General features: G+C 69.5%; 19 protein-coding genes and 1 pseudogene. 14 read left to right on the top strand and 6 right to left on the bottom strand.

What is annotated here, in order from left to right:
* From GV790_RS30570 to holA, 9 genes and pseudogenes are all read left to right on the top strand, one after another.
* The gene (locus tag GV790_RS30570) at positions 1–2,424 is read left to right on the top strand and encodes a hypothetical protein (protein WP_175585905.1); all 2,424 of its coding nucleotides are present in this window, start codon (positions 1–3) and stop codon (positions 2,422–2,424) included.
* Between the two features lie 51 nt (positions 2,425–2,475).
* The gene (nadD, locus tag GV790_RS15755; RefSeq protein ID WP_081597211.1) at positions 2,476–3,117 is read left to right on the top strand and encodes a nicotinate-nucleotide adenylyltransferase; all 642 of its coding nucleotides are present in this window, start codon (positions 2,476–2,478) and stop codon (positions 3,115–3,117) included.
* 28 nt (positions 3,118–3,145) lie between these two features.
* A complete protein-coding gene (gene rsfS / locus GV790_RS15750) occupies positions 3,146–3,550 on the top strand; it encodes a ribosome silencing factor (RefSeq protein WP_036534670.1) in 405 nt (134 codons plus the stop codon).
* On the top strand, positions 3,547–4,209 hold the full coding sequence (locus tag GV790_RS15745; RefSeq protein WP_163814105.1) for a histidine phosphatase family protein: 663 nt from the start codon (positions 3,547–3,549) through the stop codon (positions 4,207–4,209). The genes rsfS and GV790_RS15745 overlap by 4 nt, the downstream gene beginning before the upstream one ends.
* 676 nt (positions 4,210–4,885) lie before the next feature.
* A complete protein-coding gene (gene octT, locus GV790_RS15740) occupies positions 4,886–5,623 on the top strand; it encodes a diglucosylglycerate octanoyltransferase (protein ID WP_163814104.1) in 738 nt (245 codons plus the stop codon).
* 3 nt (positions 5,624–5,626) lie between these two features.
* Positions 5,627–6,466: a DegV family protein gene (locus GV790_RS15735; RefSeq protein ID WP_163814103.1), complete on the top strand. Its 840-nt coding sequence runs from the start codon at positions 5,627–5,629 to the stop codon at positions 6,464–6,466.
* Between the two features lie 651 nt (positions 6,467–7,117).
* Entirely contained in the window at positions 7,118–7,789 is a 672-nt protein-coding gene (locus tag GV790_RS30760) for a ComEA family DNA-binding protein (RefSeq protein WP_306043262.1), read from the top strand.
* A pseudogene (locus GV790_RS31150) lies at positions 7,786–9,711 on the top strand (ComEC/Rec2 family competence protein); the annotation flags it as partial. The gene GV790_RS30760 and the pseudogene GV790_RS31150, both read left to right, overlap by 4 nt.
* A 984-nt stretch (positions 9,712–10,695) precedes the next feature.
* Positions 10,696–11,664 carry a DNA polymerase III subunit delta gene (holA, locus tag GV790_RS31145; protein ID WP_163814135.1) on the top strand — a complete coding sequence of 323 codons (969 nt, stop codon included), beginning with the start codon at positions 10,696–10,698 and terminating at the stop codon, positions 11,662–11,664.
* A 120-nt stretch (positions 11,665–11,784) separates the two neighbouring features.
* On the opposite strand, the gene GV790_RS15715 is transcribed toward holA, so the two are convergent.
* Both GV790_RS15715 and GV790_RS15710 read right to left on the bottom strand, forming a co-directional pair.
* The gene (locus GV790_RS15715) at positions 11,785–12,048 is read right to left on the bottom strand and encodes a DUF2798 domain-containing protein (protein ID WP_163814102.1); all 264 of its coding nucleotides are present in this window, start codon (positions 12,046–12,048) and stop codon (positions 11,785–11,787) included.
* A 138-nt stretch (positions 12,049–12,186) separates the two neighbouring features.
* Positions 12,187–13,251 carry an aldo/keto reductase gene (locus tag GV790_RS15710; RefSeq protein ID WP_163814101.1) on the bottom strand — a complete coding sequence of 355 codons (1,065 nt, stop codon included), beginning with the start codon at positions 13,249–13,251 and terminating at the stop codon, positions 12,187–12,189.
* A gap of 118 nt (positions 13,252–13,369) precedes the next feature.
* On the opposite strand from GV790_RS15710, the gene GV790_RS15705 reads away from it, so the two are divergent.
* On the top strand, positions 13,370–14,332 hold the full coding sequence (locus GV790_RS15705; RefSeq protein ID WP_256673328.1) for a helix-turn-helix domain-containing protein: 963 nt from the start codon (positions 13,370–13,372) through the stop codon (positions 14,330–14,332).
* A gap of 129 nt (positions 14,333–14,461) precedes the next feature.
* Here the strand turns inward: GV790_RS15705 and GV790_RS15700 are convergent, their stop codons facing one another.
* The gene (locus GV790_RS15700; protein WP_163814100.1) at positions 14,462–14,707 is read right to left on the bottom strand and encodes a hypothetical protein; all 246 of its coding nucleotides are present in this window, start codon (positions 14,705–14,707) and stop codon (positions 14,462–14,464) included.
* Positions 14,708–14,842: 135 nt separating this feature from the next.
* Positions 14,843–15,103 carry a 30S ribosomal protein S20 gene (gene rpsT, locus GV790_RS15695; RefSeq protein ID WP_014349721.1) on the bottom strand — a complete coding sequence of 87 codons (261 nt, stop codon included), beginning with the start codon at positions 15,101–15,103 and terminating at the stop codon, positions 14,843–14,845.
* Positions 15,104–15,499: 396 nt separating this feature from the next.
* Between rpsT and GV790_RS15690 the strand changes: the two genes are divergently transcribed.
* Positions 15,500–16,288 carry an aquaporin gene (locus GV790_RS15690; RefSeq protein ID WP_163814099.1) on the top strand — a complete coding sequence of 263 codons (789 nt, stop codon included), beginning with the start codon at positions 15,500–15,502 and terminating at the stop codon, positions 16,286–16,288.
* 55 nt (positions 16,289–16,343) lie between these two features.
* On the opposite strand, the gene GV790_RS15685 is transcribed toward GV790_RS15690, so the two are convergent.
* The gene (locus GV790_RS15685; protein WP_163814098.1) at positions 16,344–16,925 is read right to left on the bottom strand and encodes a type II toxin-antitoxin system PemK/MazF family toxin; all 582 of its coding nucleotides are present in this window, start codon (positions 16,923–16,925) and stop codon (positions 16,344–16,346) included.
* A gap of 162 nt (positions 16,926–17,087) precedes the next feature.
* Between GV790_RS15685 and lepA the strand changes: the two genes are divergently transcribed.
* The 3 genes from lepA to GV790_RS15670 all read left to right on the top strand — a co-directional run bounded on the left by lepA (position 17,088) and on the right by GV790_RS15670 (position 23,415).
* Positions 17,088–18,965 carry a translation elongation factor 4 gene (gene lepA / locus GV790_RS15680; protein WP_130919267.1) on the top strand — a complete coding sequence of 626 codons (1,878 nt, stop codon included), beginning with the start codon at positions 17,088–17,090 and terminating at the stop codon, positions 18,963–18,965.
* Between the two features lie 223 nt (positions 18,966–19,188).
* Positions 19,189–21,504 carry a hypothetical protein gene (locus tag GV790_RS31655; protein WP_163814097.1) on the top strand — a complete coding sequence of 772 codons (2,316 nt, stop codon included), beginning with the start codon at positions 19,189–19,191 and terminating at the stop codon, positions 21,502–21,504.
* Between the two features lie 105 nt (positions 21,505–21,609).
* Positions 21,610–23,415, top strand: coding sequence for a dynamin family protein (locus tag GV790_RS15670; RefSeq protein ID WP_163814096.1), 1,806 nt, complete (start codon positions 21,610–21,612; stop codon positions 23,413–23,415).
* A gap of 60 nt (positions 23,416–23,475) precedes the next feature.
* On the opposite strand, the gene GV790_RS15665 is transcribed toward GV790_RS15670, so the two are convergent.
* Positions 23,476–25,446, bottom strand: a complete 1,971-nt coding sequence (locus GV790_RS15665; protein WP_163814095.1) for a glycoside hydrolase family 15 protein — start codon at positions 25,444–25,446, stop codon at positions 23,476–23,478.
* Between the last annotated feature and the right edge of the window lie 2 nt (positions 25,447–25,448).

Here is a 25,448-nt window from a genome sequence, read left to right as displayed (position 1 = left end):
ATGGAACACCTCGATATCGACGGCGAACTGCGCCGCTGCCGATCCCTGCCACACGGACGTTCCCGCACCCAGCGCCTGGAAACACTTGCCGCCGCCGCCCGCTCCGGCGCCGACCGCGCGCTCGAGGGCAGCGTGCTGCTCGAACTGGCTCGCTCCTACATGTACGCGGGCGAACGCGACCTCTCACCGATGGCGTACGGCCGCCTGCTGAGCATCTACGACGCGCATCCGGCCGAGCTCGGGCATCTGAGCTACTCGGTGCACTGGCAGCTGAAGTGGATGACGTGGGATCTGATCGGCAATCCGGCCGTGCCGCTGCCGACGGTTCATCGCTGGCTCGACGAGATGGACAACCGCTACCGTCAGCGCGGTTACAGCGCCCGCCCGGTGCTGAGCCTGCGCGCCGACCTGGCCAGCGCGATCGGTGACCACGACACTGCGATCGCGCTACGCGACTCCGCACTGGCCGCGCAGCGCGATCAGATGGCCGACTGCGACGCCTGCGAACGCAACGGCTGGGGTGTGATCAGCGCGGCCGCGGGCGACGACGAGGCGGCGCTGGAACAGTGGCGCCCGGTGATCGACGGGGAACGCAGCTGCGCTGAGGAACCGCACCGGACGCTGGCCAAGGCGCTGGTGCCGATGCTGCGGACCGGTCGCTCCGCCGCGGCCCGCAGCGCCCACCTGACCGGATATCCGCTGGTCCGGCACAATATCGAGCTGCGCGCGTCGGTGGGCGAGCACATCGAGTTCTGTGCACTGACCGGAAATGAGGCCCGTGGGCTGGAGATCCTGGCCGAACACAGCGGCTGGATCACCGAACAGGCGGCCGATATCGGCAGCCGGCTGTCGTTCATCACCGGTGTGAGCGTGCTGTTGCGGCGGCTGGTCGCGCTGGATATGGCGGATCTGCCGGTGGGCGATGCGCCGGCATCGTCGGTGCTGGCCGGCCTGGAGAACGAAATCGACGAGATCGTGCGGCGCTACGACACCAGGAACGGCACCGGCGAGTACCGCAAGCGGGTGGATGAGCGGCTGACCAGGCAGCCGCTGGCCGAACTGCTGCCGTTGGGACTGCGTTCACGCTCATTCACTGGGCACGCGCCGTCCACCGCTGTCGGCCCGGGAGCGGCGCCCGCGGTATCCACCGTCGCTGCCTCGGTATCCACCATGACCGGCTCGGGAGCTTCCGGCCCGGGACCTGCCGTTGCGGGCTCGGAACTTACCGCCGACTCCGGAGCTGCCGCCGACTCAGAGGCTGCCGCTGGAACGGGGGCCGCCGTTGGCGCAGGGGCCGCCGTTGCTGACTCGGTGGTCGCGGTGGGCTCGGAGGGTGCCGTCGCGGGTTCGGGGGCTGTCGTTGCCGAGTCGGGAGCTGCCGCTGGCACGGGTGCTGCCGTTGCTGGCCCGGCGGCCGCGGTGGGCTCGGAGGGTGCCGTCGCGGGTTCGGGGGCTGTCGCCGTGGGCAAGGCTGCCGCGGTGCCGCCGGGTACCGGCACGGCCGTTGGGGGCACGGCCGACCTGCCCCGGACGACGGTATCGGCAAGCGCCGAACCGGCCGACGATGCGGCCGTGGACCGAGCGGCCGAGACCGCCCGGCTGATCGAAGCGGCCACCGCGCGCCTGCACACCGACCCGGCCGCGGCCGAGACCCAGCTCCGACGGGCCTTGGCGCTCGCCTCCGGTGTGCTGCCCCGCGAGGACCTCGCACGGCTGAACTCGCTGCTCGTCTCGGCCCTTGCCGGGCAGCCGGGCCGGGAGGCCGATCTGGCCGACGCGGCCCTGTACGCCGCCGCGCGCTGGTCGGGGTTGTCGGAGGCCGACGCCGCCCACCACAGCTGTGTCGCGGCACGCGCCTTCCATCGCGCAGGCCAGCACGGCCCGGCCGCCGCGCTGTTCGAGCAGGTCGTCGGCGATCCGGACCTCGGGTACCCGGCCTCGGAACTCGCGGTGATCGGGGCGCAGTACGGGGCCTCGCTGTCGGCGCTCGGCAAACCGGCCGAGGCCGCACGTCAATTCGCATCGGCGGCGCGACTGATCGAGCAGCTACCCGGCCACGACCGGCTTCGTGCCGAACTCGCCGAGGCGGCAGCCGAGGCCCTGTCGCGCGCGGGTCGCAGCGCCGAGGCGCTGGCTGCCTTTCGGCGGGCCGCACAGCTGTGGGGCGATCTGGGCCGGATCGGCGCGCGCGGCGAATGCCTGCGCCGCGTCGCCTGGATGCAGACCTGGGACGCCGACGCCGACTCCGCGTCACCGGCTTGGCTGGCCACCATCGACGGCCTGATCGCGGAACTGAGCGCCGCGCTCGCTCGAGATCCGGCACCCGAGCCCGCCGCTGCGCTGGCTGCGGAGCTGGCGATCACCCGCGAGCAGCGGGCGCGGATGCGCGCGGAGATCGACGGCGAGGACGGCGACGACCGATAGCCGCCATCACGCCCACGGTGCGGCGGCACCCACCCGTTAAGCTCGGCACTCATGCACACGACAGGCCGGCCTCGACGCAAGCTCGGGGTGATGGGCGGAACGTTCGATCCCATCCACCACGGCCACCTGGTCGCCGCCAGCGAGGTCGCCAACCGCTTCGACCTCGACGAAGTCGTCTTCGTGCCCACCGGGCAGCCGTGGCAGAAGGCAGGCAAGCAGGTCAGCCCGGCCGAGGATCGCTACCTGATGACCGTCATCGCGACGGCGTCCAACCCGCGCTTTTCGGTCAGCCGGGCCGACATCGACCGCGGCGGGGTCACCTACACCGTCGACACCCTGCGCGACCTGCGTGCCCAGCATCCGGACGCGGAGCTGTACTTCATCACCGGAGCGGACGCGCTGGCCAATATCCTCACGTGGCAGGATTGGGCGGAACTGTTCGAACTGGCGAGGTTCGTCGGGGTGAGCCGTCCGGGTTACGAACTGCACACCGATCATCTGGAGGAGCACCTGCGTGATCTTCCGGCCGATGCGGTGACCATGATCGAGATCCCGGCGTTGGCGATCTCGTCGAGCGAATGCCGTCGCCGCGCCGCCGAGAACCGGCCGGTCTGGTACCTCGTGCCCGACGGTGTCGTGCAGTACATATCGAAGCGGCACCTGTATGTGCCGGCAGGAGCGGAAGGTAGCTGAGCGTGAGCGAGCGCAGCGAGGTGCGGGCATGACGGCCTCTGTCGAAGCGGTGGAGATGGCGCAGGTCGCCGCACGGGCAGCCGATGAGAAGCTGGCTTCCGATGTGGTCGTGCTCGACGTATCCGAGCAGTTGGTGATCACCGACTGCTTCGTGATCGCGTCCGCGCCGAACGAACGTCAGGTCAACGCGATCGTCGACAATGTCGAGGAGAAACTGCGCGCCGCCGGGCACAAGCCGGTCCGTCGCGAGGGCACTCGCGAGGGCCGGTGGGCGTTGCTGGACTACGTCGACGTGGTGGTGCACATCCAGCACAACGACGAGCGCAACTTCTATGCGCTGGAACGCTTGTGGAAGGACTGCCCGGTAGTACCGGTCGATGGCCTCGCCGGCCCGGCCGCCACCGAAGCGGCGACTTCCGAGGACGGCGAGTGACCTCGAAGTACAGCCATGTGCGCAAGCTGATCCTGTTGCGCCACGGGCAGACCGAATGGAATGCCATCGACCGCATGCAGGGCCAGATCGACACCGATCTCACCGAACTCGGCCGCCGCCAGGCCAAAGAGGCCGCCCGAGAGCTGGTGACCCACAACGCGATCGCCATCATCTCCTCCGACCTCAAACGGGCCTACGAGACCGCGGTCGCACTGGCCGACCACACCGGGATCGAAGTGGTTCGCGACCCGCGACTGCGCGAAACCAACCTCGGTGACTGGGAAGGCCTCACCCATATCGAGGTCGACGCGGGATACCCAGGGGCCAGGGTGGCGTGGCGGCTGGACGCCGGGTTCACCCCGCCCAACGGCGAGAGCAAGCTCGAGGTCGGCGCGCGAGCGCTGCCGGTGGTACAGGAACTGTTCGCCGAACGGCAGGATTGGCCCGGCGGGACTATCATCCTGGTGGCGCACGGCGGGCTGATCGCCGCCCTCACGGCCGCGCTGCTCGACCTGCCACCTCGCAGCTGGCCCGCCCTCGGTGGTTTGGCCAACACCAGCTGGGTGCAGTTGAGCAGCCACGGCCCGAGCATCGACCAGCCCGGCTGGCGCCTCGATGTGTGGAACGCAGCGGCGAAGGTAGCACCCGATGTCCTCTGAAGAGCCCCTCCGGCAGGTGCCGGACGAACTGTTCCGGAAGGTGTCCGCCCGACCGGAACGCGCCCTCCCTGATGCCCTGTTCGGCCCGCCACCGACCCCGCGCACGCCGGAAACCGTTCCGGCCGGCGACCGGCCCGGCGCGACCGATGACGTCGTGCCCGAACCGCCCACCGAACCTCCGGATGCCGCTGACGACAGCGTGAAAGCCGCAGCCTCGGAGGGTGTTCCGGAGCAAGCTGCGCTCGCGGCCGCCGGACCCGCGGAGGGGATCGCTGAAACGTCGGCTGGGCCGGCCGGTTCTTCGGACGAGTCGACGGAGTCTTCGGCTCTCCCGGTCGAGGCTGTTGGCACGTCGGGTGCGGTCGAGCCCGCGGCAACCGTGGGATCCGCGGTCGAGTCCGCGGCTGCGGCGGATGAAGCTTCGGCTGAACCGAAAGGTGCCCCGGTCGAGTCGGCCGAACTGCCCGATGACGCGGGCCGAGCACACTCGGCACCGAACGAATCCGGGATGGCCGCAACGAGTTCGGCTGTCGCGGAAACCGATCGGAGCGCATCCGTTGAATCCGGCGAGCTCGGCTCGGCGCTGGAATCGGTCGCTTCCGGGGTAGAACCCGCGGACGGTGGGGATCGCGCTGCCGCCGAGCCCGGAATCCCCGCCGGGACCCCGGTCGCGGCCGTGTCGAAGGAAGTCGCTCCACCTGCCCCGGAGCAGCGGCCGGTCCTGCTGGTGATCGCGGACTCGCTGGCCTACTTCGGGCCCGAAGGCGGCCTGCCCGCCGACCATCCCCGCATCTGGCCGAACCTCGTCGGCGCGGAATTGGATTGGGATGTGGAGCTGGTTGCCCGGATCGGCTGGACCTGCCGTGACGGTTACTGGGCGCTGATCGGTGATCCGCGCGTCTGGGCCGCGGTTCCGCGTGCGGGCGCGGTGGTGTTCGCCGTTGGCGGCATGGACAGTCTGCCCTCGCCGTTGCCGACCGCGCTGCGCGAGCTGATCCGCTACGTGCGTCCGCCCGCCGTACGGCGCGGAGTACGGGCCACCTATCAGTGGTTGCAGCCGAAATTGTCGAAACTCGGTCGGCCCGTGGCGCTTCCGCCGAAGGTCAGCGTCGGCTACCTCGAGCAATCGCGTGAGGCGCTGGCGCAGCTGCGTCCGGATCTGCCCGTGGTGGCGGTGCTGCCCTCGGTGCACAATTGTGCCGCCTACGGACGGGTCCACCGTGGCCGTGAGCGTGCCGTGCGAGCGCTGCGCGCCTGGTCGGAACGAACCTCGGTGCCACTGGTCGACCTCGGTGAAGCGGTGCGCGAGAACATCTTCTCCGATGCCGCCAACCCGGACGGCATCCACTGGGGCTGGGATGGGCACACTGCCGTCGCGAACGCGATGGTGAAGACCTTGCAGGAGGTTCGGTAGTCCGTGTCCGTCGTGGTCGTCACCGATTCGTCGGCGAGTCTGCCCGCTGATCTCGTCGGCGAACTGGGCATCGGTGTTGTGCCGCTGCATGTCCTGATCGGCGACCGGGCAGTACGCGAGGGCGTCGACGACCTCGACATCGACTACACCAGTGACACCGTGACCACCTCGGCGCCGTCGCCGGGTGAGCTGCGTGCCGTCTACGAATCGGCGCTCGACCGCAGTGACGGCGACGGTGTGGTGGCCGTACACCTGTCGCGTCAGCTCTCGGGCACCTGGGAGGCGGGCAGACAGGCCGTGCGCGATATGGGCGCCGATGACACGGTGCGCCTGGTCGATTCGCTCGGTGCCGGATTGGCGACCGGTTTGCCGGTGTTGGCGGCGGCGCGGCGCGCGTGTGCCGGTGCGGCGCTGGATGTGGTCTATGAGGCGGCCGTCGCCGCAGCGGCCAGAGCCAGAACGTTCATCCTGGTCAACCGCACCGAACAGTTGCGCCGCGGTGGCCGGCTCAGCTCCGCCGCCTCGTTCTTCGGCAGCGAGCTCGTCACCAAACCGCTGCTGCAGATCGTCGGTGGCAGGCTGGAGCTGCGGGAGAAAGTGCGCACTCGCTCCAAGGCCTACGCGAAGCTGGTCGCCGCCGCGGTGGACGCCGCTGGCGAAGACGGTGCGGCGGTGGCGGTGCAGCACCTGGGCGCTCCCGATGCCGCCGACAGCCTCGCCGCCCAACTGCGGGAACGAGTCCCGGGGGTGGACGAGGTCATCACCGCCGAGTTCGGTCCGGCGCTGGCCGTCCATCTCGGCGTCGGGGCGGTGGGTGTGCTGGTCTTGCCCGGTGGCTGCTGACACCGTCGAATAGTCGCATCCGGCCATCGGTCCGAGACCTGGTTCGGCCTCGCCGCCGCGGCGTGTCCGCGTGAGTTGTCCACAGGCCCGCGGTTATCCACAGGTTTGTCGAAGTCCCTGGTCGGCGTCGGCGGCGAGACGGCCGGCGGCCCTAGCGTTGCCGCCATGTCACGACACGAGGAGCGCGAACGGATCCGGGAACGACTCGGCGTGCTGACCGCACGGGTCGGCGCGACGCGGGCAGTCGCCGGGTCGGCCACAACGAAGAGACCGGGGATCGTCGCGCGATCGGCCGCGACATCCCGGCCGGGAACGGAGGGGAATCCCGGGCGGGGCGAACAATTGCCGATCCGGCAGCCGCACGACGCAGCGGAGCTGACCGAGCGGCCACCTTCGGTCGGTCGAGGTCCGGAAGACGCAGGGGGCCTTCCGGACTCGAACACAGCACGTGAATCCGGGCGATGGCATCTGACGGAGTTGCCGCCCGATGACCCACCGCGACGTCTCGATCAGCCCGACGACGCCGGTGAGGTTGGTGCTCCCGGCTGGTTGGACGAACCGGACCGTGCCGGGAGACGATGGCGAGACCGGCTGGTGCCGCCACGTTTTCGTCGGGCACGGATGGACCCCGGCCGGCGCGGTGTGATGACGATGGCCGGAGTCGGTCTGGTCGCCGTCTTGGTCGCGGTCGGCGTGGTGCTGTGGGAACGTCCCACCGCACAACAGGTTCCGCCGGTGGCGGCGGTCTACACCGCGGCTCCGGCGCAGCACGCTCCGTCCGCCGTGGTCGGCCCGGCTGCTACACCCGGCGGTGCCGTCCCCGCACCCGACAGTACCGGCGCCGAGCTGGTGGTGAGTGTGGTCGGCTTGGTGCACGAATCCGGACTGGTGCGCCTGCCACCCGGATCCAGGGTTGCCGACGCGGTGGCCGCAGCCGGCGGTGCTCGTGACGGCGCCGATCTGACCGGTATCAATCTCGCTCAACGGCTCTCCGATGGCGACCAGGTGATCGTCGGCACGGCAGGCGGCGAACCCGGCGTACCCCGGCTCGGTAGCACCACCATCGGTGCGTCCGGACGACCCTCCGGCACGGCTGGACCTACCGCACCGGGATCGAGTGCCGAGCCGGGGACTCGGGTGAACCTGAACTCCGCCACCGAATCCGACCTGGATGCGCTTCCCGGAATCGGGCCGGTCACCGCTCGGGCCATCATTGCCTGGCGCACCACCAACGGCCGATTCACCGACGTCGAACAACTCGGTGATGTGGAGGGCATCGGCCCCGCCCGCCTCGCGCGGCTGCGGGACCTGGTGACGGTATGAACCGAGAATCGGCTGCCGCCACCGAGCCCGGCATCGGGCGCGCGGAGAGCGAGGACGGTGCGCCGGACGCCCGGCTCGATGGGCGGCTGCTGCCTGCGGCGGTGTGCTGCTGGGTGGCGACCGTGCTGGTACTCGGTGCCGGGTGGCGGGTCGGGGTGATGATCGCCGGGGGCGCGACGGTGGCGGCGATCGGGTTGTGGATGGCACTGATGTGGGCGGTGGCGCATCGGCGGGAACGGTGGCGGGCCGTCGCGGTGGTCGCGTTGGGCGCGATCGTGTTGGGTACCGGTTTCGCCGTGGCGGCGGCCTGCCGAGAACATCGGGTGCAGACCCATCCGCTGCGGGCGGTCCCGGCGGGGATCTCCGTGCGGGTGGTGGTGACACCGGTCGATGATCCGAAACCGGTGCGCGGTGCGGCGTTCGGCGGCGAACGGACCTGGCTGGTGCGGGCGGGCATGCGGGAGTATCAGCACGGTTCGACCATCGTGCGGAGCGGGGGAGCGGTCGTCATTCTGGCCACGGGCTCGGCATGGGCGACGCTGCCGCCCGGGCAGCCCGTCGAGTTTCGCGCTCGTGTGGCACCGCCGCGCCTGCGCGATCTCACCGTGGCGACCTTGCGGCCCCTCGGTGCCCCGGCGCCCGCGGGGCCCCTGCCGTGGTGGCAGCGACTCGCGGGTTCGGTGCGCGCGGACCTGGTCACCGCTTCAGCCGCGGCGCTACCGGATGCGGCCGCCGGATCGCTGCCGGCGCTCGTCGTGGGGGACACCTCGGCGCTGTCCGACGATGTTCGCCGCGACTTCGAAACAGCCGGACTTACTCACTTGACTGTCGTCAGCGGGGCGAATTTCACGATTCTGCTCACCGTCGCACTGTTTCTCACCCGATTGCTCACTCTCGGTCCGCGAATGACCGCAGGGGTCGCGGCCGGGGCGCTGGTGATGTTCGTCGTCATCGCCAGGCCGGATCCGAGTGTGCTACGGGCGGCGGCGATGGGGGCGGTGACGTTGCTGGCGCTGCTGACCGGCCGCCGTCGGCAAGCTCTGCCCGCCCTGTGTGCCGCGGTGATCGGGCTGCTCGCGCTGTGGCCCGAGCTGGCGATGTCGGCGGGCTTCGCCCTCTCGGTACTGGCGACCGGCGCGTTGATCCTGCTGGCGCCCAGTTGGACGGACTGGCTACGGGCGAAGGGGATGTGGCGATTGCCTGCGGAGGTCCTCGCGGTCTCGGCGGCGGCGTTCGTTGTGACCACGCCGATCGTGGTGGCCTTGACAGGCAAGATCAGCCTGGTGGCCGTTGTCGCGAATGTTCTTGTCGCGCCGGTCATCGCGCCGATCACCGTGGTCGGCGCCGCCGGTGCGGTATCGGCGACGGTGTGGATGCCATTGGCGGAGCTCGTGTTACGTTGCGCGACGCCGCCGATGTGGTGGTTGCTGTCGGTGGCCGAGTACTTCGCCGCGATGCCCGGCGCGATGGTGGCGGTGCCCGGCGGTTCGAGCGGTGGGCTGATCGTCTGTGCGGTGGTCGCAGCGGGGATCTGGCTATTGCGCTCGGCCCTCGTGCGCCGACTGGCGGCGGCCGTGCTGATCGCCGCGGCGGCCGTGCTGATTCCGGTCCGGCTGTGGTTCTCCGGCTGGCCGCCCGACGGCTGGGCCCTCGCCGCCTGTGATGTCGGGCAGGGAGACGGCTTGGCGCTGGCCGCCGGCGCCGGGAGTGCCGTCGTCATCGATGTCGGTCCCGATTCCCGCGCCATGCGGGCGTGTCTGGACCGCCTCGACATCACCCGCATACCGTTGTTGATCCTCAGCCACCCGCACGCCGACCACATCGCCGGACTCGATGGAGCATTGCACGGGCGCGACGTCGGTGCGGTGGCCGTCGGCCCCGGCGAATTGCCCACGCACCGCAGCGATCCGGCATCCGGCCGGGCAAGCCGGGTTCCTGGTGATCAACACCGGCCGGCGCCCACGCGATGCGGCCCGACGCCCGGCACTACGGCCCATTTCGGCGCCGCCGACGCGCAGCCATCGGGCGCTATCGGAGACATGTCGGCGCCGTCGCCGGGTCCCGGCATCGGGGTGGCATTCGGCCGGCCCGCTGGTTTTCGCAGTCTCACCGGTGGGGACGATCTGGGGCGAAGCGGGTTCGACGGGGCCGACGCGGATCGTGGAGCGCGCGACGACGGGGTCGATGATCGCGATGACGGTGCCCTGGCCGAGGGCCACGGAAGTCACCGTGACCGCAGCAGAGCTGGTCCGGCCGAGGTCGCGCAAACTCTTCACGACACCGGCATCCCGGTGGTGGAGCTCGTCGCGGGCTGTCGGCTGACCGTCGGCGACCTCGTGCTCGACGTGCTCGCACCAGCCGCGCCGCGCTCACCCCGCGGAGCTCCGCTCGATCTCGATACCGCCAACGACCGCTCGATCGTGCTCGCCGCACACACAGCGGTCGGCCGCATCCTGTTCACCGGCGATATCGAAGCCGCGACTCAGCGGTCGCTGCTGGCCTCCCGCGCGCCGATCCACGCCGACATCCTCAAAGTCCCGCACCACGGCTCCCGCACCACCACACCCGAATTCCTGCGCGCGGTACACCCACGCCTGGCCATCATCAGCGCGGGCGCCATCAACACCTTCGGCCACCCGCACCCGGGCATCCTGTCCGACCTGGAATCCATGGGAACCGTCATCGCCCGCACCGACCGTGACGGCAGCATCACCCTCCGCGCCGTTGACGGCAACCTGGAAATCCGCACCACCGGTGCCACGCCCACGCACAGATCGCGCAGACCGCCGCAGCGTCGGCGAGGAGCGCGGCGCGGGCTCGATCCGGGAGGAGGGAGCAGCACTCGGCGAGCCGGGGTGCCCACCGCCGGCCGAACCCTGTCGGGCCTCGACCGTAGGATCGGGGGCGTGAGCGAACGGCCTGCGGCGGTCCACCTGGTGCTCGGGGACGAGGAGTTGTTGATCGAGCGTGCCATCGCGAGCGTGGTCGCGCAGGTCAGGGCGGGGGCGCCGGATCCGGAGGGCGTGCCGGTGGACCGGCTGCGGGCAGGGGAGGCGAGTACCGCCGAATTGGCCGAGCTGCTGAGTCCGTCCCTGTTCGCCGAGGATCGAGTGATCATCCTGGAGTCCGCCGCCGAGGCCGGTAAGGATGCGGTCGCGGTGATCACCGAGGCGGCGGCCGAACCACCCGACGGCGTGGTGCTCATGGTGGTGCACTCCGGCGGTGGCCGCGCCAAGGCGCTCGCGCCCGCGCTGCAGAAGGCGGGGGCGGTGGTGCACAACTGCGCCAAACTCACCAAGGCCTCCGAGCGCGCCGAGTTCGTCCGCGCCGAGTTCCGGGCAGCGGGTGCACGAGTCTCGGGTGACGTCGTGCAGGCCGTGATCGAAGCCGTGGGTTCGGACCTGCGTGAGCTGGCCGCCGCCAGCTCCCAGCTGGCCGCCGACACCGGCGGAAAGATCGACGTCGCGGCGGTGCGCCGCTACTACTCCGGCAAGGCCGAGGTGACCGGATTCGACGTCGCCGAGCTGGCAGTCACCGGTGACCGTCCCGGCGCCATGGAGGCCCTGCGGTGGGCCAACGACCGCGGCGTGCCGCACGTCCTGCTGGCGGACGCGCTGGCCGATTCGGTGCACACCATCGCCAAGGTCGGCTCGGCGGGCCGCGGCGATCCGTTCAAACTGGCCGGTCCGCTCGGTATGCCGCCGTGGAAGGTGAAGAAGGCCCAGGCCCAATCACGTGGCTGGACCCCCGCCACCATCGGCTCCGCCCTGCAAGTCGTCGCGACGCTGAACGCGGACGTGAAGGGCGGTGCGGCCGATTCGGCCTTCGCGCTCGAGCATGCGCTGATGCAGATTCTCGACCTGCACGGCCGCTGATCATCATCCGAAGGACCCGCTCGCCGAGCCGATGGCCGTCACCTCATCGGCGTCGATCCCCTGCCCGCCCGCGCCACCGAATGCGCCGGCGGCAGCCGGAACCGCCCGCGCACCAAGGCTTTACGCCGCCCGCACCACCAGCGTCGTGATCCGTCGCACGATCGGCAGCACCAGCAGCAGCGTCGGATAAGCGATCGGCCAGGACACCGCCCACGACCGCAGCCACAGCCCGACGTCGAGGCCGTCACTCATCAGGGTGCTGATCAACGAGACGATGCAGGTCATCAATAGCGACAACAGCAGAGGCAACACGAAGGACGCGGCGCGGGCGGGCAGTTTGCAACGCTCGACGCTGACGCGAGGCGTGGGATTCGCGGAATTCATCGGTACTCCATAAACATTCGCGGGCAACGACCACGCCGGATGGCGAGGCCGGTGCGTTGATTCACGTGAACGCTTACGGCGAACGGATGTCGCGGGCCGAGCCTAACCAGACCCAGCGCCGCGACGCAACCGCGTACCTCAGGCGGCGCCCTCGATCTTCAGGTCGCCGAAGGTGACCTCGCGGGTCATGGGGCGGGCCAGAAAGTCGTGCGGGAAGCCGAGTTCGATGGCGCTCGCCTGTTCCAGCCGGGCCAGCTGCGCGGCGTCGAACTCGATGTCCAGCGCGCCCAGATTGTCCTCCAGCTGCGCGGCGGTACGGGCCCCGACGATGGGCGAGGCCACGCCCGGATTCCGCAGCGTCCACGCGATGGCCACCTGCGCAGGCGACCGGCCGAGCTCATCGGCTACCGCGCCCACCACGTCGGCGATCGCCAGCCCACGCTCGGTCAGCGCACCGCTGGCCACGGCGACGTTCTTCCGCGTGCCGCTCGGCGAGGCCGAGGCCGCGTCGGCCAGATCGGCGCGCGAGTATTTGCCGGTGAGGACTCCGCTGCCGAGCGGCGACCACGGAATGACGCCGAGCCCCAGTTCGCGGGCCATCGGAATCAGGTCGCGCTCCACGGTGCGCTCAATGAGGCTGTACTCGATCTGCAACGCGATCAGCGGCGACCAACCGCGCAGGTCGGCCATGGTCTGCATGCGCGAAACCTGCCAGGCCGGAGCGTCGGAGATGCCGACGTAGAGCACCTTGCCCGCCCGCACCAGATCATCCATGGCGCGCAAGATTTCCTCCACCGGGGTGAGGAAATCCCAGGCGTGCAGGTAGAGCAGATCGATGTAGTCGGTGTTCAAACGCCGCAGGCTGGCTTCGACCGAGGCGAACATGCTCTTGCGATGGTTGCCGCCGGAGTTCGGATCGCCTGCGCGGCGCAGCATCGTGTACTTCGTTGCCAGCACCAGCGATTCACGGTTGGCTGCGGTGAATTCACCGAGCAGCTGTTCGGAGCTGCCGTCGGTGTACTGGCTGGCGGTGTCGATGAAGTTGCCGCCGCGGTCGGTATAGGTGTCGAAGATCTTGCGCGCTTCGTCCTTGTCGGCGCCCCAGCCCCAGTCCGCGCCGAAGGTCATGGTGCCCAGCGACAGTGGCGAGACCCGCAGGCCCGAACGGCCGAGGGTCCGGTAGGTGTCGAGGGTGGTGCTCATGGAAACTCCTGTCGTCGTGCGTCGACAGCAAGTCTGTGGCGAGGCCGCCCGGTCGGTAAGGGAAGGTTCTTCCTGGGAAAACCGGTCCCACCCTGGCCGCGCCGTAAGATCGGTGCCGATGACCGGGACGATCGATGCGACGCGGGAACTGGGCGCCTTCCTCCGCGCCCGCCGGGAACGGCTGCGACCCGCCGACCTGGGGTTGGCCATCCGCAAACAGTCGCGCCGCACGCCCGGGCTGCGGCGCGAGGAAGTCGCGGAACTGGCCGGGGTGAGCACCGACTACATCGTTCGGCTCGAACAGGGCCGCGGACTGCGGCCGTCGGCGGAGGTGCTGGAGGCGCTGGCGCGGGCGCTGCGGTTGACCCTCGACGAGACGGCCTACCTGTTCGATCTGGCGCAGCAGCGGCTGCCCTACTGCGACACGGCGAGCACCGTCCCGTCCGCGACGCTGGTCATGCTGGTCGAGGACCTGGCGCCACTGCCGGCGATGCTGGTCGATCACCGCTACGACATCCTGGCCTGGAACCGGGAGATGTCGCGGCTGCTGCTCGATATCGATGGGCTGCCGCCGGCGCACCGCAACACCATGTGGTTGTGCCTGATGCATCCCGGTATGCGCGATTTCTACCTCGATCGAGAGCAGATCATCCGGGAGGGCGTCGCCGATCTGCGGGCGGCGTGGGCGGCGCATCCCGATGATCGGGCCCTGGCCGATATGGTGGCCGACTTCAGCGCGCGCAGCCCCGAGTTCGCCATGGCCTGGGCCGAACACGACGTGCGGGTGCGCGGTCGCGGTCGTAAGCGGATGAAGCACCCGGTGGCCGGCCTGGTGACGGTTGATTTCGAGGTGCTGATGCCGTTACAGGAGACCGATCAGCGGTTGATCATCTACCGTGCCGCCGACGCCGCGTCCCAGCAGGCTCTCGACCGCCTCGCCGCCCGCGACCGCACGCCAACGGGCTCCGGGCGTACCGCACCGACGGACGCACCGCCGGACCGGGCGCACAGCGTGAACGGAGGCGGCCCCGGAAAGAGCCGCGCCGCCGTCGGCGCAGCCGCTGATGGATCCAGCTCCTGAAGTGGACGCAGGTGTCTCGAGCGCGGCGGTCCAACCGGCGCTCCGGGTGGTGGCCGGCGTTCTCGGCGGCGCTGATGATCGGCCCGCTGCACGAGGCAGCGGGCCGGGGGAGGGTCTGGCGGGTTCGCGCTAGTCGACGGCGGTGAGCTCGGCCGGTTCTTCGTCGTCGGATTCCTCGTAGCGGCCGTCCCACTCCTCGTAGGCGGGCGCCTCCTCCTCGCGGGTGACGATCCATTCCATCGAGTAGGTGTCGTCACCGAGCGGGACGGCCACGTTCTCGATCTTCACCCCGATATTGAGCACCTCGGCGGCGCGGATCACCTCCGGGAGATCCTCGGCACGCACCACGGTCTGATTCGCATACAGGGTCACCATGGGGCGAATCGTACGGCAGCCGGCCGACAGCAGCGCGACCGCTGGGGGCGCGCCGGGCAGACAGCGAAAGCCGCCGCGGTCGTCGTGGCCGCGGCGGCTGGAGCGTCGAGACGGTACCGAGCGGTACCGGGTGGATCAGAGCTTGTTGAAGGCCAGCGAGAGGGCCGACTTCTTGTTGGCGGCCTGGTTGGCGTGGATGACGCCCTTCGAGGCGGCCTTGTCGAGCTTGCGGCTCACGAAGCGCAGACGCTCGGCGGCGGCATCCTTGTCGCCGGCGGCAGCGGCTTCGCGGAAGCTACGGATGGCGGTGCGCAGCGCGGACTTCACCGACTGGTTGCGCTGACGCGCTTCCTCGTTGGTCCGGATCCGCTTCATCTGGGACTTGATGTTGGCCACGCCTGTATCCTCTGGTTTCCTTTGTCGCTGATGGATGTCTCTGAAGTCTGGTAGCGCGCATCGCGCCCTGCGATTACGCCGGGCATCGGTAACGCTGCGCCGAAGATCGAGGGTACCAGCACGCTCGCGGCACACGAAATCGGTCCCCGAGCCGAGGCCGGGTACGCGGGCGCGGGCAAGGCGGTTTGCGGGTACCGGCAACGCGGCAGGCGCGGGCTCAGCGCGGCCGACCCGCATCGACACCGCACCGAACCATCCGCGAAATCATTGTGCAGGTCGATTACCTCGCGTAACGTTCCGTTTCACTTCGGCCGTACCAGTTTTTCCAGCAGGACCCAGGACTACCCGGTGTGTTCTCCGCCGTGGCGGGGACGATCCTCTCGGAAGGCGGATGCCATGTCACCTACTGCGCAGGAAGTCGTCGAGGAAGCCGCCGAGCTGAAGCCGATACCCGAGCCCAAGAAATGGGCCGCGGAGGCGCTCGGCACCTTCATTCTGGTCATGGGCGGTGTCGGTACCGCGGTTCTGGCCGGCGATAAAGTCGGTGCGCTCGGGGTGGCGCTGGCCTTCGGTCTCACCCTGATGTTCCTCGTCTACGCCATCGGCCCGATCTCCGGGTGCCACGTGAACCCGGCGGTGACGATCGGTCAGCTGCTGATGGGCCGGTTGTCCACGGTGAGCGCGGTCGGCTACGTCATCGCCCAGCTGATCGGCGCGTTCCTGTCCGGCCTTGTGCTGTTCGCCATCGCGAAGAATCTGCCGTCCTACGACCGCTCGGTCGACGGGCTCGGTGCCAACGGCTGGGGTGAGCACAGTCCGTCCGCGCAGACCGGCCCGCTCGGGCAGGTGGTGATCCAGGACGGTTACGGCATGGCGGCCATGATCATCGTCGAGGTGATGTTGACGGCGCTGCTGGTGTTCGTGGTGCTGGCCTCCACCGATCAGATCTCCGATGTCCCGCTGGCCGGATTGTCGATCGGTGTGACGCTGGCGGTCATCCACCTGATCTCCATCCCGGTCGACAACACCTCCGTCAATCCGGCCCGCAGCCTCGGTGTCGCGCCCTATCAGGATGGCGCGATGGCCCAGTCCTGGGCCTTCGTGGTCTTTCCGCTGATCGGCGGCTGCCTCGGCGCCCTGATCTACGGCATGCTGTTCGGCCGGTCCCGCGAGATGATCAGCTGATCCCCGCAATCGGCAGCCCCCGCGTCGACCGGATCGGCGCGGGGGCTGCCGTCGTTCAGCTCCAGTTGTATTCGATGACCAGCCGGTGCGCGATCACATCGAAGGTCTTGCGCGGCAGGATGGCGCCCTCGCGGCGGATGCCAGCTTCCGGAACATCGAGCACCCGGTCGAGGCGGACCCAGCTCGGACGGCCGTCGTGGTCCCAGCTGCCGCTGCCGATCCCGACCCAGTTGCGATCGTGGGCGCGCACCGGATTCGACGACAGCATCAGCCCGAGCAGGGTGCGGCGGTCGCGGCCGACCACGAGCACCGGCCGGTCCTTGCCATTGGCCGGGTCTTCCTCGAACGGCACCCAGGTCCACACGATCTCGCCCGGGTCGGCCCGCCCGTCCAGGTGCGGGGCGTAGACGATGTGGCGGGCGCGCTCGGCGGTGGGCACGGGGGTGGAGGCGGCCGGGCGAACCGGCACGGCGGCGGCTTTGCGCGGTGGCGCCAGCGATCCGACTGCCCGCTCCAGCAGGCTGGAGCGCTGCAATTTGCCGACCAGCTTCGGCGCCTGCGACTTGACGATCTTGGGACCCTGCTCCTTCGCGATGAGGCCGAGCTGCTTGCCGAGAGAGTTCCAACTGCGGGCCATCACTGGAATATAACGGCGAGCCGCCGCGATCACATCCGCACCGAAGCGGTCCGCGGGCCCCCGATCATCGTGTGGCCGCCGGTAATTGCGGCAATGCACGGGCCAGCGGAGGGTGCCTGCCCCTACCCATGGGACGATGGAGCGCAGTTCGCCGATACCCGAATGAGGAGTGGAGTGCCCGCCAGCTTCGCCGACACGACGTTCACCGATCCGTCGCGGATCCGGAACTTCTGCATCATCGCGCACATCGACCACGGCAAGTCGACGCTGGCCGACCGGATGCTGCAACTGACCGGAGTGGTCGAGGAGCGGCAGATGCGCGCTCAGTATCTGGACCGGATGGACATCGAGCGCGAACGCGGCATCACCATCAAGGCCCAGAACGTCCGGCTGCCGTGGACCCCGCGCAGCGGCGAACACGAGGGCACCGACTTCGTTCTGCACCTCATCGACACCCCTGGCCACGTCGACTTCACCTACGAGGTCTCGCGCGCGCTGGAGGCCTGTGAGGGCGCGATCCTGCTGGTGGACGCCGCGCAGGGGATCGAGGCGCAGACCCTGGCCAACCTGTACCTGGCGCTGGACAAGGATCTGACGATCATCCCGGTGCTCAACAAGATCGATCTGCCCGCCGCCGATCCCGACCGCTATGCGGCCGAGCTGGCGCACATCGTCGGCTGCGAGCCTTCGGACGTGCTGCGCGTCTCCGGTAAGACCGGCGTCGGGGTGGCCGAACTGCTCGACGAGGTGATCGCGCAGGTCCCGCCGCCGCAGGGCGAGGCCGACGCACCGGCGCGCGCGATGATCTTCGACTCGGTCTACGACACCTATCGCGGCGTGGTGACCTACATCCGCGTGGTGGACGGCAAGCTCACCCCGCGCGAGAAGATCAAGATGATGTCCACCGGCGCGACCCACGAGTTGCTCGAGATCGGCATCGTCTCGCCCGAGCCCAAACCGACGCAGGGCCTCGGCGTCGGCGAGGTGGGTTATCTGATCACCGGCGTGAAGGATGTGCGCCAGTCGAAGGTCGGCGATACCGTCACCGCGGCTCGCGGCGGCGCCACCGAACCGCTCACCGGATACCGCGAACCGCGCCCCATGGTGTACTCCGGCCTGTACCCCGTCGACGGCTCCGACTACCCGGATCTGCGCGATGCCCTGGAGAAATTGCAGCTCAACGATGCCGCGCTGACCTACACCCCGGAAACGTCGGTGGCGCTGGGCTTCGGATTCCGTTGCGGCTTCCTCGGTCTGCTGCACATGGAGATCACCCGCGAGCGGTTGCAGCGCGAATTCGACCTGGACCTGATCTCCACCGCGCCCAACGTGGTCTACCGGGTGGAGATGGAGGACGGCAGCGAGCAGGTCGTCACCAACCCGTCGTACTGGCCGGAAGGCAAGGTGCGCCGCGTCTTCGAGCCGGTCGTGAAGTGCACCATCATCTCTCCGAGCGAGTTCATCGGCTCGATCATGGAGCTGTGCCAGTCGCGTCGCGGCGAACTCGGCGGCATGGACTACCTGTCGGAGACCCGGGTGGAGCTGCGCTACACGCTGCCGATGGCCGAGATCATCTTCGACTTCTTCGATTCGCTGAAATCGCGCACCCGCGGCTATGCCAGCCTCGACTACGAAGAGGCGGGCGAGCAGGAATCGCAGCTGGTCAAGGTGGATATCCTGTTGCAGGGTGAGGCCGTCGACGCGTTCAGTGCCATCGTGCACCGCGATGCGGCGCAGGCCTACGGCCATAAGATGACCACCAAGCTGCGCGAGCTGATCCCGCGCCAGCAGTTCGAGGTGCCGATCCAGGCCGCCATCGGCTCGAAAATCATTGCCCGGGAGAACATCCGCGCCATCCGCAAGGACGTGCTCGCCAAGTGCTACGGCGGTGACATCAGCCGTAAGCGCAAGCTGCTGGAGAAGCAGAAGGAAGGCAAGAAGCGGATGAAGACCATCGGCCGGGTGGACGTCCCGCAGGAGGCCTTCGTCGCGGCACTGTCCTCGGACGCGCAGTCGGATAAGCCGAAAGATAAGAAATAGCGCGCGATCTCGGGTCTGTTCAGGGATAATGGCGCGTCGGCCGGTGCCGGCGTCGCCACCCGGTAACTGGGGGCTGGAGCAATTCGCGTGGCGTTGTTAACTTTTTCAGCGTCCCGGAGGATGTGACAGCTGGGTTCTGCACAAATATGGTGGTACCTGATCTTCACTCTCGGTCGGTCCGGCGTGGTGAGGATGCTGGAAGACCCGAGAGTGGAGTTGTCGTATGACGCGTGACCTGCCCTTCGACGGCGATTTCGATGCCGACGAGCGTGGCGGCGACACTGCCTACCGTGTAGCGAGTGGTGTCGCGCGGGTAGCAAGGGGCGGCGCATACGTCACCGGCGGCGCACTGGTGGCCGCCAACGGCGGTGGAGTTCCGGCTCAGCCGGGCAACGAACACCACCTGGACAGCTGGAATGCCGGCTGGGCCCGCAACAGTGATCCCGATCCCGATGTTCCGAGCCCGGTGCTCACCTTCCCGGATCCCGCTCCCGGCGAGTACACCCAGACTCCGGTCGCCGATCAGGGGCCCGCGGTCGACGATCCCGGGGCCGACCCGTGGGTCACCATGCCGCTGCCCCGGCTGGACGGCGGTGTCGGCAGCGGCGGCGCGGGCGGCGGTACCGACGCGGGTTTGGGACTGCCGTCGTTGCCCGGCAACGGTTCCGACGGTATGCGCGTGCCCGGTTCGAGCGGTGAGGGCGTTCCTGGGCTCGGTGGCATCCCCGGCGCCGGCGGTGACGGCGTGCCCGGGCTCGGTGGCATTCCCGGCGCCTCCGGCGAGGGCGTCCCCGGTCTCGGTGGTCTGCCCGGTTCGACGTCCGAGGGCGTGCCAGGTCTTGGTGGAATCCCGGGGACCGGTGGGCCATCGAACGGATTCGGACTGCCTGGCACCGGCGGGGACGAGCTCGCGGAGCCCGGTGGGCAGGGCTTCGGCCTGCCAGGGCACGGGCTCGGCCAGGCCGGGCACGGCTTCGGGCTGCCCGGCACCAATGGCTTCGTCGCCCCCGGCTCCAACCCCTTCGGGCTGCCGGGCGCCTCGCCCGTGGCCCAGCCGGACGCCGCCGCTCCCGGGGCGCCCAGCGCGGGCGACCCGTTCGACGGTATCGGCAACGGCGACAATCTCGGGGTGTTCCTCGGCACCGAGCTGAGCGTCGACTTCGGCATCGGTGCGGACGGCATCTACCTGAACACCGCGATGAAGGTCGACTTCGGCATCGGCAACGTCGGCGATGAGCTCGACCAGTACACCGACTGGCTGGCCGACGGTATCCGGGTACCGGACGGTTCGCGTTCCGCTGCCGAGGCAGGGGAGCCGGGCGGCGCGCATCAGGGCCTGGTCGGCGGTGTCACCATGCCGCACGCCGGCGGTGCGGGTTCGGCCGCGACCGGCGCTTCGGCCGCGCAGTCGGCGTCGCACGGAGCCACGCATTCGGCGACGGCCGCCCCGCATTCGGCTCCTGCCGCCGCGGCCCCGGTCTCTCCCGTGGCGCCCGCTCCCGCGCCCGCGCCGGTCGCACCCGCCGCCTCCGTCGCGCCGGCCGCGATCGCCCCGGTTCCGGCGCCCGCCCCCGCGGCCGTCGCCCCGGCAGCGGTAGCCCAGCCGGTGGTGGCGACGCCACTGCAAACCACCATCCAGCCCGACGCCGCGACGTCACCGATCGCGAATGTGATCGCGCCGCCGCCGGGCCCGTCCCCGCTCACCGCCCCCGCAGCGGCGGTCCCGGCGATCTTCGAACGCTCGGTGCCCGCCGAGCGGCCGACGCCGCCGGGCACCGGAATCGACGATCCGACCCAGATGACACCCGGCACCACCCCTGGCGGGACGACCACGGTCACCTCGACGCTGCCGACCCCGACCACGCCTGGCAAGACCACCTCGCCGGACCCGAGCACCTCCACGCCCGATGTGAGCGTGACCAAGCTGCCTGGCGCGAGCGTCACCACCCGGCCAGGTAGCTCGACCTCCGACGATCCGATCACCAAGACCCCGGGCGCGAGCGGCAGCCAGCCGAGCACCCGCCCGTCCACGTCGGATCCGGACGACGACGTCACCACGCCCGGAAGCACCGGCGGCGCCACCACCCGCCCGCAGACCACCGACGCTCCGGAGCCGAGCACTCGGCCGCAGCCGACGGTCGACACCCCGACCACGGCGGATCTGCCCTCGACGGTGGACCGGCCCACCGCCGACGTGCCCACCGCCGATGTCCCCACCGCGGACGTGCCCACCGCCGATGTTCCGACGGTGAGCGCCCCTCGGCCTACGGCACCGACCTACGATCCGCCCACCCAGGCGCCGACCGTGGACATCCAGCCGAACAACCCGGCTCCGACGATGAAACCGCAGGTCGGCGTCAAGCCGATCGCCGACTACGACTCCGGTTCGCATGATCCGGCATTGCTCGCGGTGGCCTCGTTCGCCGATCACAGCCCCTACGGTCTGGCCGGTGGTGAGCTCAGCGGCGCCCTGCTGCCGGAGTCCGCCATGGCGCAGACCCACCATGTGGTCGCGCACGTGGACCCCGCGATGATGTGACCGGGCGAAGCGGGACGGGTTGACGGCGCTCGCGGGCGCCATGATCGAATGAGAGCCGACAGCGTGCGAGAGATTCGACGACAGCGACGATAGTAAGGAGCAGGGTTGTCTGCCGCAGCCGGACTCGAGGCCGCGACCGTGAAACATCCGGACGCCATGGCCCCGCTCATCCGGATCATCGACGAACTGCGGGAGCTGACCCGGTCCGCCGGCCGTGACGATCTCGGCGGCCGGCTGAGCATGGTCCGGGGCAGGGTGAGCGATCCACGGGTGCGGCTCGTGGTGGTCGGTGACCCGAAGAGCGGGATGAGTAGCCTGGTCAACGCCCTCGTCGGGGCGAAGATCAGCGCCACCGACAGCCCGATCAGCGTTCCCGTCATCATCGAGCACGGCCCGGAGCCGACGGCCACCCTGGTGCGGTCGCTGGGTGGCGGCCGGATCGAACGTCAGCCGGTCGACCCGCTCGATCCGGCGCCCGCACTCAATGCCAAGGGCGTCATCCGGGCCGAGTTCACCCAGCCGAGCCCGCTGCTGGCCGAGGGCGTGGTGCTGATGGACGCGCCGGGCGCGGCCCGTGAGGACAACACCACCTGGTCGATGATCGCCGCCGCCGACGCCGTGCTCTACGTCGGTGACGCCGCCGCCGAGCTGACACCCGACCAGATCAGCCATCTGCAGCGCATCCAGCAGATCTGCCCGACCGTGGTCTGCGTGCTGAACAAGATCGACGTGCACTCGCATTGGGCACATACTCAGCAGCGCAACCGGGATCTGCTCGACGCCGCCGGCCTCGGTTTCGCGGTCGCCCCGGTATCGGCGGAGATGCATCGGCAGGCCGGATTGGTGGGCAACTACCAGCGCGATATCGAATCCGGTGTGCCGCAGCTGGTCGATCATCTGCGCGATTTCATCGTCAACCGCGCCGACGAGGTGGCCACCGAAGCGGCGGCGGGCGATATCCGGCTGGTCTGCGACCATCTGGCCGCTTCGCTGCGCACCGAAGCGGAAACCCTGCGTGATCCACGTCGGCGCTCGGAGATCACCGCACAGCTGGCGGCCGCCCGCGACGAGGCCGATCAGCTGCGTCAACGGACCGCCAACTGGCAGGTCACCCTGGCCGACGGCAGTACCGAGCTGATGGCCGATATCGAACACGATCTACGTCACCGCCTGCGCAGCCTGGTCCGCGACGCGGAGGCCGAGATCGCCCAGACCGACCCGGCGCGGCGCTGGAACGAATTCGGCGCCGACCTGGACGCCCGCATCTGTGAGGCCGTCGAGGAGAACTTCGCGATGGCGCACTACCGATCGGTGGAGCTGTCGGAGCAGGTGGCGGCGAAATTCCCGGCCGATCATCGTGCCCCGCAGCTACCGGAGGTGCGGTTGGAGCAGCCTGGTGAGGTGCTCGAACAGGTGGCGCCGCTGGAGCCGTTGGAAAGCGCGAAGACCAGCCTCACCCAGCAGTTCCTTTCAGCCCTGCGCGGTTCCTACGGCGGCATCTTGATGGTCGGTCTTGCCACCAGCCTGCTCGGAATGTCGCTGGTGAACTGGTATTCGGCCGGCGCCGGTGTGCTGCTGGGTATCAACGCGCTGTGGGACGACCGCCGGGCCCGTAAGCAGCGGCGGCAGGCCGAGGCCAAGGTGGCGGTGGCCCGCCTGATGGACGATGTCGTGTTCCAGGTGAGCAAGGAATCCCGCAATCGCCTGCGCGCGACCCAACGCGCGCTGCGCGACCATTTCACCGAGATCGCCACCGACGTGCTGCGCAGCGCCGACGAAGCGTTGCGGGTCGCCGAGGAGGCGGGCGCCAAATACGGCGAGGGCGGGCGTGACCGGCTGGACCGGATCGACGCCGATATGGCGACATTGCGCGCGGTGCGCGAACGCGCCGACGCCTTGGTCACCGCCTGAGCCGGCCGGGCCCGGAGAAGCATCCCACCTGGCATCCCGGCCGGTGCGACGACCAAGCCGCTACCCGTGCTGGGTGGCCGGGGTATGCGCGGGCCGGAACCGTCCGGCCTCACCCGCCTCCTCGGCGCGGATGATGTGGGTGACCGCGTTGATCAACGCCAGATGGGTGAAGGCCTGCGGGAAATTGCCGAGATGGCGGCCGCTGTGCGGTTCGATCTCCTCGGCGTAGAGCCGCAGCGGGCTGGCGTAGCCGAGCAGCCGTTCGCACAGCTGCCTGGCCCGCGGTAGTTCACCGATCTCCACCAGCGCAGACACCAGCCAGAACGAGCAGATGGTGAAGGTGCCCTCGGTGCCGGAGAGTCCGTCGTCGGTGGTTTCGGTGCGGTAGCGCAGCACCAGGCCGTTCTCGGTGAGCCGGTCGGCGATGGCGAGGACGGTGGCGCGGATGCGGTGATCGTCGGGTGGCAGGAAACGGGTCAGCACCGCCAGCAGCAGGGAAGCGTCGAGAGTGCTGCCGCCGTAGGTCTGGGTGAGCACGCCGTCGGCGTCGACGCCGTGGGTGAGCACATCGTCTTTGATCTCCTCGGCGATGGCGTACCAGCGGGCCGAGATCTCCAGCTCGCCGTGCAGCTCGGCCAGTTTCGCACCGCGGTCCAGCGCCACCCAGCACATGATCTTCGAGGAGGTGAAATGCTGCGGCTCGCCGCGCACCTCCCAGATGCCGCGATCGGGTTCGCGCCAGTGCCGGATCGCCGCTCCCACTTGACGTTCCAGCAGCGGCCACAATGTCTCCGGCACATGCTGGCGCGATTTGACGTGCAAATACACCGAATCGAGCATGGTGCCCCAGATATCGTGCTGATCCTGGGCATAGGCGCCGTTGCCGATGCGCACCGGTCGCGCCGAGTCGTACCCGGACAGGTGGTCGAGGGTGGTCTCGGTGAGTGTGCGTTCGCCGCCGATCCCGTAGAGCACCTGCAGCGGAACGGGTTCACCGTCCGGGCCGGTGGTCGCGTCGTTGAGGAAGGCGAAGAAGTCGTCGGCCTCGCGGTCGAGGCCGAGGGTGTACAGGCCCCACAGGGCGAAGGTCGAATCCCGCACCCAGCTGTAGCGGTAGTCCCAATTGCGTTCCCCGCCCGGTGTTTCCGGCAGCGACGTGGTCGGCGCCGCCATCAGCGCACCGGTGGGCGCGTAGGTCAGGCCTTTGAGCGTGAGCGCGCTGCGCTGCAAGTAGCTACGCCAGGGATGGTCGGGGAATTTGCCGAGCGTGATCCATTGCCGCCAGCATTCGGTGGTGGTCCACATCTTCTGCGCCGCTTCGTCGAAGGTCTGCGGCGCCGGTAGTTCCGACCAGGTCAAGGCCACATACACCTGATCGCCCTCTTCCATCCGGGTGCGGGCGCGCGCCTCCCGGCCCTCGATGCCCAGGCGCAGATCCGTGGTGAGCACCAGCGTCGGGCCCGCGCTCGGGTCGGCGGCGCATTGCGCGGTGGCCTCCTCGTACACCTTGCCGGTGTACTCCCAGTGCGCCGTCTCCCGGTGGTAGTCGAAGGAGGGCTCGCAGCTCATCTCCAGTTCGACGATGCCGCTGACGCATTTCACGGTGCGCAGCAGCATGTGCTCGGCGTCCCAGTCCATCGGCGTGCGCCGGTGGGTCTTGCTGCGCTGAAAGTTGTTGTGCCACGGCCCGAGTATCAGCGCGTCGCGCACGATCAGCCAGCCGGTCGCGGTCTGCCAGGTGGTTTCCAGGATGATGCCGCCCGGCAGATAGCGCCGCGCTGCCGGCACATTGCGTCCGTACGGGCCGATCCGGAAATGGCCTGCGTTGCGATCGAGCATCGCACCGAACACACTCGGCGAATCCGGGCGTGGCACACACATCCACTCGACCGAGCCGTTGCTGGCGATCAGGCAGGTGGTTTCGCAGTCCGACAGGAAGGCATAGTCGTCGATCGGCGGGAAATTCGAGCGGTGCCGGGATTCGATGAGCGAATGCGCCGTCTGCTGGACCTGCTCCTCGGAGATCGCCATAA

It is taken from the genome of Nocardia cyriacigeorgica (assembly GCF_010858045.1).
Classification (GTDB): domain Bacteria; phylum Actinomycetota; class Actinomycetes; order Mycobacteriales; family Mycobacteriaceae; genus Nocardia; species Nocardia cyriacigeorgica_E.
Note: the sequence above shows the minus strand (reverse complement) of the source record. Positions and strands in the feature narration are given on the sequence as shown.

What these genes read in the sequence shown, in the direction of transcription:
- GV790_RS30570 (WP_175585905.1), top strand. Translation starts at nt 1, where the DNA reads ATGGAACACCTCGATATCGACGGCGAACTGCGCCGCTGCCGATCCCTG.
- nadD (WP_081597211.1), top strand. Translation starts at nt 2,476, where the DNA reads ATGCACACGACAGGCCGGCCTCGACGCAAGCTCGGGGTGATGGGCGGA.
- rsfS (WP_036534670.1), top strand. Translation starts at nt 3,146, where the DNA reads ATGACGGCCTCTGTCGAAGCGGTGGAGATGGCGCAGGTCGCCGCACGG.
- GV790_RS30760 (WP_306043262.1), top strand. Translation starts at nt 7,118, where the DNA reads ATGGCCGGAGTCGGTCTGGTCGCCGTCTTGGTCGCGGTCGGCGTGGTG.
- GV790_RS15715 (WP_163814102.1), bottom strand. Translation starts at nt 12,048, where the DNA reads ATGAATTCCGCGAATCCCACGCCTCGCGTCAGCGTCGAGCGTTGCAAA.
- GV790_RS15710 (WP_163814101.1), bottom strand. Translation starts at nt 13,251, where the DNA reads ATGAGCACCACCCTCGACACCTACCGGACCCTCGGCCGTTCGGGCCTG.
- GV790_RS15705 (WP_256673328.1), top strand. Translation starts at nt 13,370, where the DNA reads ATGACCGGGACGATCGATGCGACGCGGGAACTGGGCGCCTTCCTCCGC.
- GV790_RS15700 (WP_163814100.1), bottom strand. Translation starts at nt 14,707, where the DNA reads ATGGTGACCCTGTATGCGAATCAGACCGTGGTGCGTGCCGAGGATCTC.
- GV790_RS15690 (WP_163814099.1), top strand. Translation starts at nt 15,500, where the DNA reads ATGTCACCTACTGCGCAGGAAGTCGTCGAGGAAGCCGCCGAGCTGAAG.
- GV790_RS15685 (WP_163814098.1), bottom strand. Translation starts at nt 16,925, where the DNA reads ATGGCCCGCAGTTGGAACTCTCTCGGCAAGCAGCTCGGCCTCATCGCG.
- lepA (WP_130919267.1), top strand. Translation starts at nt 17,088, where the DNA reads ATGAGGAGTGGAGTGCCCGCCAGCTTCGCCGACACGACGTTCACCGAT.
- GV790_RS31655 (WP_163814097.1), top strand. Translation starts at nt 19,189, where the DNA reads ATGACGCGTGACCTGCCCTTCGACGGCGATTTCGATGCCGACGAGCGT.
- GV790_RS15665 (WP_163814095.1), bottom strand. Translation starts at nt 25,446, where the DNA reads ATGGCGATCTCCGAGGAGCAGGTCCAGCAGACGGCGCATTCGCTCATC.